Source organism: Aminobacter sp. SR38 (assembly GCF_014843375.1).
Classification (GTDB): Bacteria; Pseudomonadota; Alphaproteobacteria; order Rhizobiales; family Rhizobiaceae; genus Aminobacter; species Aminobacter ciceronei.
This window is the reverse complement of record NZ_CP062112.1, coordinates 101,385-116,519: the sequence shown is the minus strand read 5'-3', so window position 1 is coordinate 116,519 and position 15,135 is coordinate 101,385. Positions and strand designations below refer to the sequence as shown.

15 protein-coding genes are annotated in these 15,135 nt (G+C 62.1%); 5 read left to right on the top strand and 10 right to left on the bottom strand.

Features of this window, described 5'->3' with window-relative positions:
• The first annotated feature begins 21 nt into the window (after positions 1-21).
• Positions 22-483 (top strand): MucR family transcriptional regulator, encoded by a 462-nt coding sequence (locus IG197_RS00570; protein ID WP_067961820.1) that lies wholly within the window; start codon positions 22-24, stop codon positions 481-483.
• 61 nt (positions 484-544) lie between these two features.
• Here IG197_RS00570 and IG197_RS00565 read toward each other — a convergent pair whose 3' ends face one another.
• Positions 545-832: a Dabb family protein gene (locus tag IG197_RS00565; RefSeq protein ID WP_154384181.1), complete on the bottom strand. Its 288-nt coding sequence runs from the start codon at positions 830-832 to the stop codon at positions 545-547.
• Positions 833-1,434: 602 nt separating this feature from the next.
• Between IG197_RS00565 and IG197_RS00560 the strand changes: the two genes are divergently transcribed.
• Positions 1,435-2,691, top strand: coding sequence for a cyclopropane-fatty-acyl-phospholipid synthase family protein (locus IG197_RS00560; protein ID WP_067961817.1), 1,257 nt, complete (start codon positions 1,435-1,437; stop codon positions 2,689-2,691).
• Between the two features lie 257 nt (positions 2,692-2,948).
• A complete protein-coding gene (locus tag IG197_RS00555; RefSeq protein ID WP_192316327.1) occupies positions 2,949-3,929 on the top strand; it encodes a glycerophosphodiester phosphodiesterase family protein in 981 nt (326 codons plus the stop codon).
• Between the two features lie 68 nt (positions 3,930-3,997).
• Here IG197_RS00555 and IG197_RS00550 read toward each other — a convergent pair whose 3' ends face one another.
• Both IG197_RS00550 and IG197_RS00545 read right to left on the bottom strand, forming a co-directional pair.
• Positions 3,998-5,974 carry a bifunctional 2',3'-cyclic-nucleotide 2'-phosphodiesterase/3'-nucleotidase gene (locus IG197_RS00550; RefSeq protein ID WP_192316325.1) on the bottom strand — a complete coding sequence of 659 codons (1,977 nt, stop codon included), beginning with the start codon at positions 5,972-5,974 and terminating at the stop codon, positions 3,998-4,000.
• 171 nt (positions 5,975-6,145) lie between these two features.
• The gene (locus IG197_RS00545) at positions 6,146-6,619 is read right to left on the bottom strand and encodes an Lrp/AsnC family transcriptional regulator (RefSeq protein ID WP_192316323.1); all 474 of its coding nucleotides are present in this window, start codon (positions 6,617-6,619) and stop codon (positions 6,146-6,148) included.
• A gap of 154 nt (positions 6,620-6,773) precedes the next feature.
• On the opposite strand from IG197_RS00545, the gene ald reads away from it, so the two are divergent.
• Both ald and IG197_RS00535 read left to right on the top strand, forming a co-directional pair.
• Positions 6,774-7,889, top strand: coding sequence for an alanine dehydrogenase (gene ald, locus IG197_RS00540; RefSeq protein ID WP_067961809.1), 1,116 nt, complete (start codon positions 6,774-6,776; stop codon positions 7,887-7,889).
• Positions 7,890-8,334: 445 nt separating this feature from the next.
• Entirely contained in the window at positions 8,335-9,648 is a 1,314-nt protein-coding gene (locus tag IG197_RS00535) for an outer membrane protein (RefSeq protein WP_192316321.1), read from the top strand.
• Between the two features lie 66 nt (positions 9,649-9,714).
• Here IG197_RS00535 and IG197_RS00530 read toward each other — a convergent pair whose 3' ends face one another.
• The 7 genes from IG197_RS00530 to IG197_RS00500 form a co-directional block, all read right to left on the bottom strand.
• Positions 9,715-10,215: a DUF1203 domain-containing protein gene (locus IG197_RS00530; protein WP_154384177.1), complete on the bottom strand. Its 501-nt coding sequence runs from the start codon at positions 10,213-10,215 to the stop codon at positions 9,715-9,717.
• An 83-nt stretch (positions 10,216-10,298) separates the two neighbouring features.
• Positions 10,299-11,120: a 4-hydroxy-tetrahydrodipicolinate reductase gene (gene dapB / locus IG197_RS00525; RefSeq protein WP_067961805.1), complete on the bottom strand. Its 822-nt coding sequence runs from the start codon at positions 11,118-11,120 to the stop codon at positions 10,299-10,301.
• Positions 11,121-11,220: 100 nt separating this feature from the next.
• Complete coding sequence (locus IG197_RS00520; RefSeq protein ID WP_192316320.1) at positions 11,221-11,778, bottom strand: OmpA family protein; 558 nt, start codon at positions 11,776-11,778, stop codon at positions 11,221-11,223.
• Between the two features lie 92 nt (positions 11,779-11,870).
• A complete protein-coding gene (locus IG197_RS00515; RefSeq protein ID WP_067961801.1) occupies positions 11,871-12,434 on the bottom strand; it encodes a GNAT family N-acetyltransferase in 564 nt (187 codons plus the stop codon).
• A gap of 2 nt (positions 12,435-12,436) precedes the next feature.
• On the bottom strand, positions 12,437-13,288 hold the full coding sequence (sseA, locus tag IG197_RS00510; RefSeq protein WP_067961799.1) for a 3-mercaptopyruvate sulfurtransferase: 852 nt from the start codon (positions 13,286-13,288) through the stop codon (positions 12,437-12,439).
• 16 nt (positions 13,289-13,304) lie between these two features.
• Entirely contained in the window at positions 13,305-14,048 is a 744-nt protein-coding gene (locus tag IG197_RS00505; protein WP_192316318.1) for an alanyl-tRNA editing protein, read from the bottom strand.
• Positions 14,048-15,079 carry a cysteine synthase A gene (locus IG197_RS00500; protein WP_192316316.1) on the bottom strand — a complete coding sequence of 344 codons (1,032 nt, stop codon included), beginning with the start codon at positions 15,077-15,079 and terminating at the stop codon, positions 14,048-14,050. The genes IG197_RS00505 and IG197_RS00500 overlap by 1 nt, the downstream gene beginning before the upstream one ends.
• Between the last annotated feature and the right edge of the window lie 56 nt (positions 15,080-15,135).

Below are 15,135 nucleotides of genomic sequence, written 5' to 3'. Positions count from 1 at the left end.
TACTGCCCGGAGAGACGGCCGATGACGAGTGATAGCAAGATCGACATCCTAGGACTGACTGCCCATATCGTCAGCGCCTATGTAGAGAACAACAAGGTTCCTGCAACTGGCCTGCCAGAGTTGATCGCCAGCATCAACGCCTCGATCCTGTCGCTCGATCAGCCCGCCGAAGAACCTGTCGAAGCCCAGCAGCCGGCGGTGAACCCGAAGCGCTCGGTTCACCCCGACTACATCGTCTGCCTGGAGGACGGAAAGAAGTTCAAGTCGCTCAAGCGCCATCTCTCGGTTCATTTCGGGCTGACACCCGAAGAATATCGCGCCAAGTGGGGCCTGCCGGCCGATTATCCGATGGTCGCGCCGAACTATGCCGCCGCGCGCTCTCAGCTCGCAAGGTCGCTGGGCCTCGGACGAAAGGCAGCTGCCGCGTCCTCGAAGGCAGCGGCCGCACCTGCCAAGACACGCGGCCGCGCCAAAAAGGCATAATTTCCCGAGCTTCAGTTACGCGCTTCGGGCTTCCCGGAGCGCGTTTTTTGTTGCGCGGCTTTTATGCGGCGACCACGTCCGCCGAAAAACGCAGTTCGCGCATCGGACGCACGCGCTGCGTCGTCCGGTCATAGATCGGATCTGCCTTGTACGCGTCCAGCGCTGCCTGGTCGGCAAACTCGGCATAGACGACGATGTCGATCTCGTCGGAATACCAGTCGACCTTGGTGTTGACCGTCACTTCGAAGACCGTCGAGTGCGGAATGCTGCCAAGCGCCGACAATTCCTCGCGGATCATCTCGACGTCCTGTTTCTGCCGCGCACTGAAAAACACGATGTGCCGGATCAAGCCGCGACTCCTTCTGCTGCTTTCGCTGGCGCCTTTTGGGTCGGCTTTCGGCCCGCGTCAATCGGGCAAAAGGCAGCAGCAGAGATCGGGCAGCAGATCCGTCAGTCCGTGACCATCCTGACGATGCGATGCACTTCGCGCACGGCTTTGGCGGTCGCGTCGCCATGGTTGTAGAGCATGTCCCAGATCAGGAACAAGGCGACGCACATGATCGCGATGACGTAGCGAATTTGATGTCCTCCCCTGAGCGGCGCAGCAGCCTGGGAAACGATATGCGCCGTCGGCTCACCTTAGAGCATTAGCGCGCTCTAATAACAAAGGAAATCGACGCTGCACGGGATTGCATCAGGGCAATCCCGGAGGGCTCCCCTCTGGCATATCAGCGCTTGCCAGATGTCACTTGAAGTTGGAGATTTTGACGGTGAAGATCACGACAGATTCACCGCAGCGCGCAGAAGTCTTGGCGGGTCCACGCCAAGTCGATCGCGAGCTGACCGGAGATGCGTCCGGCGGCGCGTCCCCGATCAGATGAGTGAGCGGTGCACTGGCTTGGAGCAACGCGCCCGACACGCCGAACCGGGCAGCAACATTGGGACGTCGAGATGGCCCAGCGGAACTCGGACGGTTTCACGAATCAGGGCGTGACAAAGCTTCACGAGGGCAATGTCGCGGACTTTGCCAGAGGTTTGCCGGCGCGCGTGCGCATGACGCTGTCTGCAGCACTGCACCTGCCGCGCGGTTCGCTCAAGGTGAAGATGCCTGACGGACGCAGCATCCTGGTCGGCGGCAAGGCACCCGGACCCGAGGCGGAGATTGTCCTGCACAATTGGAAGCTGCCATCGCGCGCCTTCAGCGGCGGCACGATCGGGGTCGCGGAATCCTACATCGACGGCGACTGGGACAGCCCCGACGTCACCAGCTTCCTAGAGCTGTTCGTGATCAACAGCGAAGCCGGCGAAGGTGTCGCCGGCGGCGCCAACTGGCTGCTGACCACCATCCAGCGCATTCGTCACTGGTTGAACGACAACACCCGCACCGGCTCGAAGAAGAACATTTCCGCGCACTACGACCTCGGCAACGCCTTTTACAGCCAGTGGCTCGACCCGAGCATGACATACTCGTCGGGGCTTTTTGCCACCGGCGCCAATGATCTTGCCGGCGCGCAGACCGAAAAGTACCGGGCGCTGGCGCGCGACACCGGTATCGGCCCGAATGACCATGTGCTGGAGATCGGCTGCGGCTGGGGCGGCTTCGCCGAGTTTGCGGCGCGCGAGATCGGCTGCAAGGTGACCGGGCTCACGATCAGCCGCGAGCAGTTCGACTTTGCCCAGAAGCGCATCCACAATGCCGGGCTTGCCGACAAGGTCGAGCTCAAGCTGCAGGATTATCGCGACGAGACCGGCCGCTACGACCGCATCGCATCGATCGAGATGTTCGAGGCCGTCGGCGAAAAATACTGGCCGGCCTTCTTTGCCAAGATGAAGCAGTGCCTGCCCTCGGGCGGCACGGCGGGCCTGCAGATCATCACCATCAATGAGGCGGCCTATCCCGTGTACCGGAAGCGGCCGGATTTCATCCAGCGCTACGTCTTTCCCGGCGGCATGCTGCCGACGCCGACGCTGCTCAAGTCGCTCGGCACCGAGCACGGCCTCGACTATCTGCGCGAGCGCGTCTTTCCGCAGGATTATGCCCGTACCCTCGCCGAATGGCGCACCCGCTTCTGGTCGTCCTGGGAGCGCATCGTGCCGCTCGGCTTCGACGATCGCTTCAAGAAGCTCTGGGAGTTTTATCTCCATTATTGCGAGGCAGGCTTCCGCGCCGAGTATATCGACGTCAGGCAAGTGGTCTACAAGGCCTAGGCGCGTTAAGCTGAACAGGACAAGGGGCGGAGACCGGTGCTCTTCGCCCCCGCCCCCGTCTCGATTTGACTAGGCCTGACCTGCGCAAGAATCAGCGACATTCTTCCTGCTTGTAATCTTCGATCTCGGCACATCCAAGGCCGCAACTCCCGATGAATTCTTGAAATAGTCTTCAATTTGCGCATTTCCGCCGTGAAAATGCCTGCTCGCTCCTCTGTATCATTGTCTCGGTCGGGGCAACGGAGGGACAACCTGGCATGCGCAAGCGCAATATTATCTTGCTTCTGGTCGTTACGGCCGCTGGAGCCGTCTATCTCAACAACACGTCGCTGCTCTCGGACCGAGCCGCCGGAAAGCCCGTGGTGCTGGCCCATCGCGGGCTGGCGCAGGAATATGATCGTACCGGACTGACCAACGACACCTGCACTGCCGAGCGCATGCTTCCGCCTCGGCACGACTATCTCGAAAACACCGTACGTTCGATGGACGCAGCCTTCAGGCGTGGCGCCGACGTGCTGGAACTCGACGTGCACCCCACCACCGACGGCAAGTTCGCGGTCTTCCACGACTGGACCGTAGATTGCCGCACCGAAGGCAACGGCGAGACGCGCAGCCATTCGATGGCAGATCTCAAGAAGCTCGATGTCGGCTATGGCTACACCGCAGACGGTGGCAAGACGTATCCCTTTCGTGGCCAGGGTGTCGGCCTGATGCCATCGCTCGACGAAGTGATGGAGCGGTTCCCCGATCGGCGCTTCCACATCAACGTCAAAAGCAACGACGCCAAGGAGGGTGAGGCATTGGCGGCCTTCCTGTCGGCCCTGCCCAGGGAACGCCAGGCCGCCCTGGCCATCGTTGGTGGCGACAGGCCGTTGCAGGCGGTCAAGGCCGCCCTGCCCGACATGCGGACCCTCAGCAAAAAGTCGCTGACCCGCTGCCTGCTGCGCTACGCGGGGCTCGGCTGGAGCGGCTACGTGCCGGAAGACTGCCGCGGCACGACGCTTGGCGTACCGATCAACTTTGCACCGTGGCTGTGGGGCTGGCCGGACCGCTTCCTCGACCGGATGGAAAGTGCCGGCACCAACGTCTACCTGTTCGGCCCTTATCACGGCGGCGGCTTCTCCGATGGCATCGACGACCCCGCCATCATCGAAACGCTACCAGCCGGCTATTCGGGCGGCATTTCGACCGACGCACTCGAGCTGGTCATGCCGGCACTCAAACGCCGGAGCAACTGACCAACCTTTGCGCAGATGAAAGGGCGGCCGGATTGCTCCAGCCGCCCTCCCCAATCAGGTTCCTGATCTCAGAGCGTGATGCGGTACTTGGCAAAACCTTCGGCACCTTCGCCCGCCGGCTCGATCTTGACCGCCTTGACCTCTGATATGTGGTCCTTGGCCTTGGGGCCGGTCTCGAAGATTACCGAGGCCCCCGCAACCGGCGCGAACGACCAGTTGGAGTCGGCAGACGGATTGATCGTGCCCTGGTCGACGATGTAGCGCACGATCACGTCGCGGTTGGTGTCGGGTGCCTCGAAGACAAGCTTCGACGCGTTGATCTCGGGGAAGTTGCCGCCGCCGCCGGCGCGATAGTTGTTCGACGCCACAACGAATTTCGCTGCGGGATCGATCGGCTTGCCCTCGAACATCAGATCGACGATGCGATTGGAGTTCGCATCCAGGACCACACCCTTCGGATCGTACTTCGGCGGCTGCGCCAGGTCGATTCTGTAGGTCACGCCGTCAATGACGTCGAAATTGTAGGACGGGAAGTCTGGATTGATCAGCACCTGGTCGGCCTTGCCAGGCTCGATCCTGTTGAAGATGCCGGCCGACATCTCCAGCCACTCCTTGACTTGGGCGCCGGTCACCGCAACCGCCTGCACCGTGTTGGGATAGAGGTAAAGGTCGGCGACGTTCTTGATCGCGACGGCGCCGGCCGGGACATCGGTGTAATAATCCGGCCCGCCACGTCCGCCCGACTTGAAGGGTGCCGCGGCCGAGAGCACCGGCAGGTCCTTGTGCTCGGTGTCCTTGAGCATGTCCTTGATGTACCAGATCTGCGCCTGGCTCACGATCTGGACCGAAGGATCGTCGGCAACCAGGGCGAAATAGGAATAGAGCGGCGCCGACGTCTTGCCGACGGGCGTGCGCACATAGGCGAGTGTCGCCTCATGCTCCTCCTTCGCGGCAGCCTCGACCGCGGCCTTGCTCTCGACCGTCGGCACCACCTTCTTGTCGACACGCTTGGAGATCGGACGCGCCTCGCTGGTCGAGCTGACCACCTTCCAACTGTTGCCGTCGCGTTCCAGCAAAAGGTCGATCAGGCCAAGATGCGAGCCCCAGAAGCCGCCCATCACGCCCGGCTTGCCATTGATCGTGCCCTTGGCGTTATCGAGCCCCTCGACCTTGTCGAATTTTGGTCCAGGGAAATCGAGATGGCTGTGGCCGGTGACGATCGCATCTATGCCATCGACGCCGGCCAGCAGGATGGAGGCGTTTTCGAGATTTTCGGCTGCCTGCGGCGTGCCCATGCCGGAGTGCGAGAGCGCGATGACGATGTCGGCGCCCTGCTCGCGGATCTCGGGCACCCAGGCCTGGGCTGCCTTGACGATGTCGCGGGTCATCGCCTTGCCGTGCAAATGGCGCGAATCCCAGGTCATCACCTGGGGCGGCACGAAGCCGATCAGGCCGATGCGGATCGGATGCTCTGCACCCGAGCCATCTTTCACCTTCCTGTCGAGGATCACATAGGGCTTGAGGAACAACTCGTCCTTGGTCGCGTCTGCGGCGAGCGCGCCCTTTGTCAGGTTGGAGCAGACGACCGGGAAGTTCGCGCCGGCGAGCACCTTGAACATGTAGTCGAGGCCGTAGTTGAACTCGTGGTTGCCCAGCGTCGAGCAATCATAGCCCAGCGTGTTCATCGCCTTGATGATCGGATGGACGTCGCCATCCTTCATGCCGCGCTGATAAGCCATGTAGTCGCCCATCGGGTTGCCCTGCAGGAAATCGCCATTGTCGACCAGGATCGAGTTGGCGGCTTCAGCGCGGATGGCGTCGATGATCGAAGCGGTGCGGGCAACGCCCATCGTGTCGTTCGGCTTGTCGGCATAGTAGTCATAGGGAAACACGTGGACATGCAGGTCGGTGGTTTCCATGATGCGGAGATGCGCCTGATTTGCCTGGGCGCGTGCCGAAAAGGGATGGAGCATCACAAGTGCACCCGCTGCAGCCGATCCCGCCAGGAAAGAACGACGAGAAACAGGTTGATTCACGTTGGACATTTTCATTCTCCAGGAAATGAACTGACAGTATTTAGCCGGCGTCCCAAAGATCAAATGTCGCGCCAAAATTCACGCGAGTCCAGCCGACTCGTGTGACAGCCTCGCGACATTACTCGGGGAATGGATTGGTCCAGCGCGATGCTGGCGATCGCAGGCTGTTTTGTTCCTGCGTCAGACCAGGTCAGGCCTGATCCCCATCACGGTGCGGTCGACGATCTCGCGCAGGGCGAAGGATGAATTGATCTTGGTGACGTGCGGCATCGCCGACAGCCATTCCTTGTGGATGCGCTCGTAGTCGGGCAGATCACGGGCGGCAATGCGCAGGATGTAGTCGTATTCGCCCGACATGAGATGGCAGGACAGGACGTTGGGGCAGCGCTTCACCGCGACCTCGAAGTCCGAAAGCGTCTTCTCGAACTGGCCCGACAGCGAGATATGCACGATGACGGTCATCTGGTGACCCAGCGCGACATTCGAAAGCCGGGCGTGGTAGCCGCTGATGATGCCCGATTTCTCCAGGTTGTCGAGCCGGCGCGAGCAGGCCGATTGCGACAGCCCGATCTTTTCGGCCAATGCCGCATTGGGCATCCGCCCATCCTTCTGCAGCGCGTCCAGAATGGCGATATCGATCCTGTCCAACGGCATTCTTCGAATTTCCTTCGATAATCCAGAGGATATGCGCAAAAATTACCGAACAACCCATGGTAGCGCAACCGTTTTCGCAAACATATTCGGAACGATTCGTGATTGACTTCGTCATCGGGAGAGAAGGCCAAAATGGCTGCGGAGGAGCAGGAAGATGCGCGTAGGTTGTCCCAAGGAAATCAAGAATCATGAGTACCGTGTCGGGCTGACGCCCGGTTCGGTTCGCGAATATGTCGCCCACGGCCACGAGGTTCTGGTCGAGACCGGCGCCGGCTCAGGCATCGGCGCCGACGACAATGCCTACCGCGCGGCCGGCGCCCAGATCGCCAAGACCGCCGAGGAGGTGTTCACCCGCTCCGACATGATCGTGAAAGTCAAGGAGCCGCAGCCCAAGGAATGGGCGCAACTGCGAGACGGCCAGATTCTCTATACCTACCTGCATCTTGCGCCCGATCCCGAACAGACAAAGGGGCTCGTCGCCTCTGGCGTGACTGCCGTCGCCTATGAGACGGTGACCGACGATCGCGGCGGCCTGCCGCTGCTGGCGCCGATGTCCGAAGTTGCCGGTCGCCTGGCGATCCAGGCGGGGGCCACCGCGCTACAGAAGGCCCATGGCGGCCGTGGCGTTTTGCTCGGCGGTGTGCCGGGTGTGCTGCCTGGCAAGGTCGCAGTCATCGGCGGCGGCGTCGTCGGCCTGCATGCGGCGCGCATGGCCGCCGGGCTCGGCGCCGACGTCAGCATCATCGACCGCTCGATCCCGCGCCTTCGGCAGCTCGACGACCTGTTCGCCGGCCGTGTACACACGCGCTACTCGACAGTCGAGGCGCTCGAGGAAGAGTGTTTCTCGGCAGATCTCATCATCGGCGCTGTGCTTATCCCCGGCGCTGCCGCGCCCAAGCTGGTCAGCCGTGAAATGCTGTCGGGCATGAAGAAGGGTGCGGTGCTCGTTGATGTCGCCATCGACCAGGGCGGCTGCTTCGAGACTTCGCACGCCACCACCCATGCCGACCCGACCTACGAAGTCGATGGCATCATCCACTATTGCGTCGCCAACATGCCGGGTGCTGTGCCGGTCACCTCGGCGCATGCGCTCAACAACGCAACGCTGCACTACGGCCTGGCGCTCGCCGACCGCGGCCTCAAGGCCCTCGCCGACGAACCCCACCTACGCAACGGCCTCAATGTCCACCGCGGTCGGATCACCAATCGCGCGGTCGCCGAAGCGCTCGGCTATGAGATGACGGAAGCAAAGTCGGCACTGGCCGCCTGATTCTCTTTGGAGTTGCGATCAAGCGCCCGCCGCAGCGATGCGGCGGGCATTTTCTTGTCTGTCGATCCCTCGCCGGCTCGGCTTCGGCAAGATACTACCAAAAATAGTTTGCGCTTCGGCACGGATTTGCCCACCCGTGACATCTTAGCTGCATCAAACGCAACGCAGGCGTGCCATGACTGCATGGGGTTGCGACATTGGGCGTGGGCAAGACCTTCGAAATGCTTCCCCCCCGGGCAATCGGGGCAGTTGCGATGGCACGTCGGCAGATTCCGCTGAAGAGCAGCAGGATTTGCCGCCAAGCCATTGGTGCTTGAGGATATTTCGTGGTCCAGACGTTCATGCCGGGAAGCTAAATTGCCTGCGAGTGTGACATTTTAGTTGCACCGTAAGCAACCTAGGCGTGCTAGCAAGGCGACATTGGGTGAGGTTGGGGTAGTAAATTATGAAATTTGGCAAGACTTTGCAGGCGCTGTTGCTTGGCGCTGTGTCGGCTGTTGCGATCAACTCGGCAGCCCTTGCGGCTGATTCAGTCGCGGAAGCGCCAGCGGCAGGCTTCAACTGGAGCGGTCTCTATGTCGGCTTCGGTGGTGGCGTCGGTGCGGTCAAGCACGGCCTGGAAATTGCAAATCCGAACGGTCCGGAAACCATGGGCCTGCCTGACCTCGGTGGCGGCGGCGTCTTTGGCGAAGTGACCGTCGGCTATGACTACATGGTGTCGGACCGGTTCCTGCTCGGCGCATTTGCCGATGGCCATTTCGGCAATATCGGCCTTTCGCTCGAGGCTGCCGGCGGCTTTGCCGACGCAACACTCAACAACACCTACGGCTTCGATGTCGCAGCTCGCGCAGGCTATCTTCTGACGCCGACGACGCTCGGCTATGTCCTCGGCGGATACAGCTGGCAGCAGTTCAAGCTCGACGGCACGATCGTCGGCACGCCTTTCGAGTTCGACGAAAGCCGAAGCGGCTATGTGCTCGGCGTCGGCCTCGAAACAGTGGTCAGCGGCAACTGGACCCTCAAGTCCGAATATCGCTACGCCAACTATGGCAATGACACCGTCGTCGACCTGGGCGGCACCGGCCTGCTCAACGTCGCACCGACCACCCACACGTTCCATGTCGGCGCCAACTACCGCTTCGGCGGTCAGAATGGCGGCGGCACGTCCTTTGCAGCGCCCGCCTATAGCTGGACCGGCTTTTACGTCGGCGGCGCGCTCGGCGCGGGCGCCATTACCGATGAGATCAACCTTGGCGGCGGTGCGGCCTCGTTCAATGGCATCGGCGGCGAAGGCGCCTTCGGCGAGCTGAGCGTCGGTTACGACCACGAACTGAACGGCAACTGGGTCGTCGGCATCATGGTCGACGGTCGTTACTCCGGAATGACCACGCAGCTGTTCGACATGTCGGCTCTTGGCGGCCCCAAGTACGAAGGCAAGGCAGATTATGGTTTCGACATTCTGGCCCGTGTCGGTGCCAAGCTGAACGAGTCGACGCTTGCCTATGTGCTGGGCGGCTACAGCTGGCAGCATGTGAAGGAAGAAGTCAGCTTCGGCGGCCTCTCGGAGAGCAGGGACTGGAGCGTCGGCGGCTTCTCGGTCGGTGGCGGTCTCGAAACGGCTGTGACCAACAACATGTCCGTCAACCTCGAGTATCGCTACTCGAAGTTTGAAGGCCAGGACTACGACAGCGGCGGCATGTGGGAAACGGTTCCCGCCTTCCACACCGTCCGCGTCGGTGCGAAGTACAAGTTCAACTGAGACCGTTTCAGGCAAACGGCCCCAACCCGCCGCAGCGATGCGGCGGGTTTTTTGTTTGCGGTTCAGTTAGATAGCAACGCCGTTTGATTTGCCTTCTTGGTCCAGTTCGATCCGGCACTGGTAGCAATTGTTCTTTGCCGAGCGCATGTGCACGTAGGCCACTTCGGGTCGCTGGAGCAGCATTTCGGCGCGCTCACGGATTTCGGGCGTCGGCGTCACCGCCCCCGTGCCATAGACGATACGATCGTCGGCGCTGTAACCGCGCAGGATGTAGTCCTTGGTTCGGGTGAACAGTTCAGGCAATTCTGCCGCTTCTGGCGCGCGCGGGCATTCATCGGCATGCAGAAAGATCGGCCCGGTTTCGGCATAAGGCTGAACTGCCGGAAACGGCCTGTAGGCAAGAATGAGATAACCCTCGCCGGCACCGACATTGGTCAGGCAATGGCGGCACGGCACGCCGTCGCCATCGGAGACCCTGCGCTCCGGTGTCATGCCATAGGCGTCAGGCCCGCCCTGCTGGAGTGCCCGCACCGCCTCTGTGGGCAGGCCATGGAAAATGATGCTCATAACGACAATCCTCGTTGATCGATTGTCGCAAGCTATGGCGAGCGCAGGCATGCGCCCACCCGATTTCCTGCACCACCTGTTTCCTAAACAGACAGCGTTTCGTCCATCAGCGCGTCGAGCACCCTGACCAGGCCGGTGAATTCGCGCACCCGACGAACGGCAAGCAGGGTGCCGGCGACGTAAGGCACTGCCGAGGTGCCGGCATCGTGGCGAATGGTCAGTCGCTCCTCAGGCAGACCGAAAACGGCTTCGCAGGACAGCTGATAGGATGGCAGGCGCAGTGAATGGACCTGCACCGCCGTACCCTCGCCCAGCTTGGCGCCACGGGCTTCCGGATGCCCGTAAACTTCCGAGGTCGGCAAGGCCGTCGGCGCACCGCGAATCTCGGACAGCGTCTCGGCCAGCTCGAGCGCGGTGCCAGAGGGGGCGTCGGCCTTTCTTGCGCTGGCATAGTCGATGATTTCGACGTCGGGCACATATTGCGCCGCCATCAGCGCAAACTTCTTCATCAGGGTCGCGGTGATCGAATAGTTGCCGGCGGCAACGACACCGACGTTGTTGGCGCGGGCCGCCGCGTTGATCTCGCGGTAATCAGCAGCCCTCAGTCCTGATGTGCCGATGACGACATGGCAGCCGCGCGAAATGGCGAGCATGGCATGGTCGCGCACGGCAACCGGCTTGGTGTAGTCGACGACGACATCACAGGGCGCGGCCAGGGCCTCGGCAAGCGTGGCACTGATCCTCTGGCCGCTTGGCTGACCACCTGTCGCCACGCCAACGTCGTGGCCGGCAGCCCTGCGTGCGACTGCGCCGACAAGCCGCATGTCGCCTTGCCCCTCTATTGCCGGGACAAGCGCCTTGCCAACCCAGCCGGTGGCACCGGCCATCACCACTCTGATCGTCATCTTTTGCCTCCAATTTGGTATACTGTATACTACATTGGGGGACGCAAATAAAGCCCGGCTCTCGCAAGCCGGGCTTGTTGGCGCTGAAAATCGCTCGATGCTAGCGGATGAACGCGTCGTAGCGGCGCAGCGTGACGCGGCGGTTGCGCCAGTTCTCGTTCTGGGTCGGCACCAGCAGGAACTCCTCGCCATAACCCACGGTTTCCAGCGCATAGCGAGGGATGCCGAACTCGCGCACAAGGGTCTGCTTCAGCGCGGCGGCGCGGCGCTCCGACAAGGCCTGGTTCGACGAAAACGAGCCGACGGCATCGGTATGGCCTTCGATCAGCACACGCGCATCCGGGTCGCGGCGCAGGATGCGGTCCAGAGCGTTGGCGATGTTCTCGACCTTGCCATATTGCGAATAAGGCACCTCGGCCGAGCCGAAGGCGAAATTGATCGACTGGATGTCGATCGACGGCGCCATGCGGCGCAGGTCGGGCCGGCGCTTGAATTCACGAACGGTGACGCGCTGGTTGGGCCTGAGCTTCATTGTCGGTGCGGCCTGAAGCTGGCGCTCGATCTGCGACGCCGAAGGCGTCGTCGCCTGCGCGGCAGCGAGCGAAGGCGCGGCAAGCACGGCGATCAGCGCTGCGGCAAGCGTACGGCGGTTCAACATCCTCATTCTCCTTGCATATTTGTTGCGTGGAAAAATGCCAGAACCGACATGAAGCAGCGATGAACGGGCGGTTCAGGCTGGGTTGTGCGCCATTACGGCCGCATCACGCTTGCCGAACGTTCGGCAAAGCTCATGGTGCGAACCGTTTCGGTTTTCTGAGCAACCGGCGAAAAACCCATCTTCTGGTAGAGCGGCAAGGCCGCGGGATGGTCGAGGGTGCAGGTCTGAACCGTCACCTTGTGCGGCCTGTAGGTCCACGCCGCTGCGATCGCAGCCCCCAGGAACCAGCGGCCGATACCCTGCCCGGTGGCGTGTTCCATCATGCCGAAATAGGCGAGTTCAACCTCTTCGGGCAGATGCGGCTTGATGTCCATGAAGCCCGCCGGCGCGCCATCGAGATAAAGCACCCTGATGTCGCGGTCCTCGCGATGCAGACCGGCGGCAAGTTCTTCGTCATTGAGCCTCAGGCTGTTGACCCAATGCCATTTGCGGCCGACGCGGTCGGCGAGATAGCGGTAGTAGTGCAGCGGAATGTCACGCGTCCTCAGAAGCGCGATCTGGCGATTGACCGGCAGCGGCGGCGTGTAAACAGGTGGCGTGTGCATTTCCAGAAAGGTGACCGTCACCTCGATGTTCTCGCTGCGGTCGACGGCCATGCTCATGCTTTCCCCGTCACGACAGGCGTGTCGGACATGCCGCCCCATTCGGTCCAGGAACCATCGTAAAGCCTGACGTCGCCGTGCCCGAGCGACTGAAGCGCAAGCGTGATGACGGCAGCGGTAACGCCCGAACCACAGGAGGTGACGACAGGCTTCGTGAGATCGAGCCCCGCCGCCTCGAGCGTTGCCTTCAGCCGGTCGAGCGGCAGAAGCTCGCCATTCTCCGACAACGTCACCGACGGCACGCTGTGCGCACCCGGCATGTGGCCGGAGCGCAGGCCAGGACGCGGTTCTGGATCGGTGCCCTCGAAGCGTCCGGCAGAACGCGCGTCGGCGATCTGGGCACTGCCCGTGTCGACGATCTTGCGCATCTCGGCCAGCGAAACGACCTTCGAAGCGTCATAGTCGACGTGGAACACGCCGGGCGCGGTCTTAGTCGGCTCGGCGGTCACCGGTCTACCAGCCGCCTTCCAGCGGTCGAAGCCACCGTCGAGAATGTAGACCTGGAACACGCCCATGATCCGGAACATCCACCAGACCCGCGGTGCCGTCTGGAACCCCGGGCCGTCATAGATGACGATGGTGTCGTCCGCCGAAATCCCCATCGAGCCTGCGAAACGTGCAAACAGAGAGGGTGACGGCAGCGTGTGCGGCAGTGCAGAATCCGGATCGACGATCAGGTCCTGGTCGAAGAACACCGCACCCGGGATGTGGGCGGCGTCATATTCGGCGCGCGGGTCGCGTTTCTGCGCCGGCATGTACCAGGAAGCGTCGACGATCGACAGGCCGGGCGTACCTAGCCGCATTTCCAGCCAGTCCGCATCGATGACGAAGGCGCTCTTGTCACTCATGGCAACGTCTCCAGGTTCAATTGGCAGGCATCGCGCCGAAGCGGATGCGGAAGCGGCGGTTTTCCCGCCCCTTCTTTTCGATCTTGCCGATATGGATCTCGCCGATTTCGGCAGTGCTGGCGACATGGGTTCCGCCGCAGGGCTGGCTGTCGACCGAGGCATTGTCGCCGATGCAGACGAGCCTGATCTTGCCGGTGCCGGATGGCGGGCGCACATTCTTGGACTTCACCAACGTCGGATTGGCGGCAAGCTCGGCGTCGGAAATCCAGCTGGTGTAGATCGGATGGTTGGCGCGGACGAGCTCCATCAACCTGGCGGTCACATCTTCCCTCGTGAAGCCGGCGTCGGGGATGTCGAAATCGACGCGCGAATCCTCCTCGCTGACCGACGCTCCGGTGATCGGGTACGGACAGACCACAGTCAACAGATGGCAGGCCGCGTGCATGCGCATCAACAGAAGCCGCCGCGGCCAGTCGATCGCCAGCCTCAACCGCTCGCCAACCTCGGGTACTCCCTGTTCCAGAGCGGGCACATGGATGATCTCGTCCTTGCTTTCACCCGTGATCGTGGCCGCCACAGCGATCCGGCTGCCGTCCTCGCGCACCAGGATGCCGGTGTCGCCGGGCTGGCCGCCCGAGGTCGCATAGAAGATCGTCCGGTCGAGGATAATGCCGCCGCGCTCATTGACGCCGACGACACTGGCCTCGGTCTCGCGGAGATAAGAATCCTCGCGAAACACCGCCTCGGTCGAAAATGCCATCACGCCACCTGCTCGAACGGCACCGAAATGCTGGGCTCGGTCTCCATCCAATCGGGCACAGGCAGGCTCTTGCTACGCAGGAAATCAGGGTTGAACAGCTTGGACTGGTAGCGCGTGCCGAAATCGGCAAGGACCGTCACGATGGTGTGCCCAGGGCCGAGCTGTCTTGCCAGCCGGATCGCGCCGGCAATGTTGATGCCGGTCGAGCCGCCAACGCAGATACCCTCTTCCTGGATCAGCCCGAAGACGATCGGCAATGCTTCCTCATCGGGGATCTGGTACGAAAAATCCGGTGTAAAATCTTCCAGATTGGCGGTGATCCGGCCCTGGCCGATGCCTTCGGTGATCGAACTGCCTTCGGCTTTCAATTCGCCCGAGGTGTAGTAGCTGTAGAGCGCAGCACCCAGGGGATCGGCGATGGCGATCTTCACCGCAGCGTTCTTTGCCTTGAGCCCCATCGCAACGCCGGCAAGTGTGCCGCCGGTGCCGACAGCCGAAACGAAACCGTCGACCTTGCCGCCGGTCTGGTGCCAGATCTCCTCGGCCGTGGTGCGGATATGGCCTTCTCGATTGGCGACGTTATCGAACTGATTGGCCCAGATGGCGCCGTTCGGCTCGGTTTTCGCCAGTTGCTCGGCCAGGCGACCGGAAACCTTCACGTAGTTGTTCGGGTTCTTGTAGGGAACGGCCGGAACCTCGATCAGCTCGGCACCGAGCAGGCGAAGCGCATCCTTCTTTTCCTGGCTCTGCGTGTCGGGAATGACGATCACAGTGCGGTAGCCGAGCGCCTTGGCAACGACGGTCAGGCCGATGCCGGTATTGCCGGCCGTGCCTTCGACGATGACACCGCCGGGCCGCAGCAGCCCGCGTTTTTCGGCGTCGCGGATGATGAACAGGCCGGCGCGATCCTTGACCGATTGCCCCGGGTTCATGAACTCCGCCTTGCCGAGTATCTCGCAGCCGGTTTCCTCCGAGGCCCGCTTGAGCCGGATGAGAGGCGTATTGCCGATGGCATCGATCACCGAGCGCATGAAGATTCCTTCCTAATTCGCCTGAGAACCCTAGAAATGTGAGCTCGCGCTTTCAA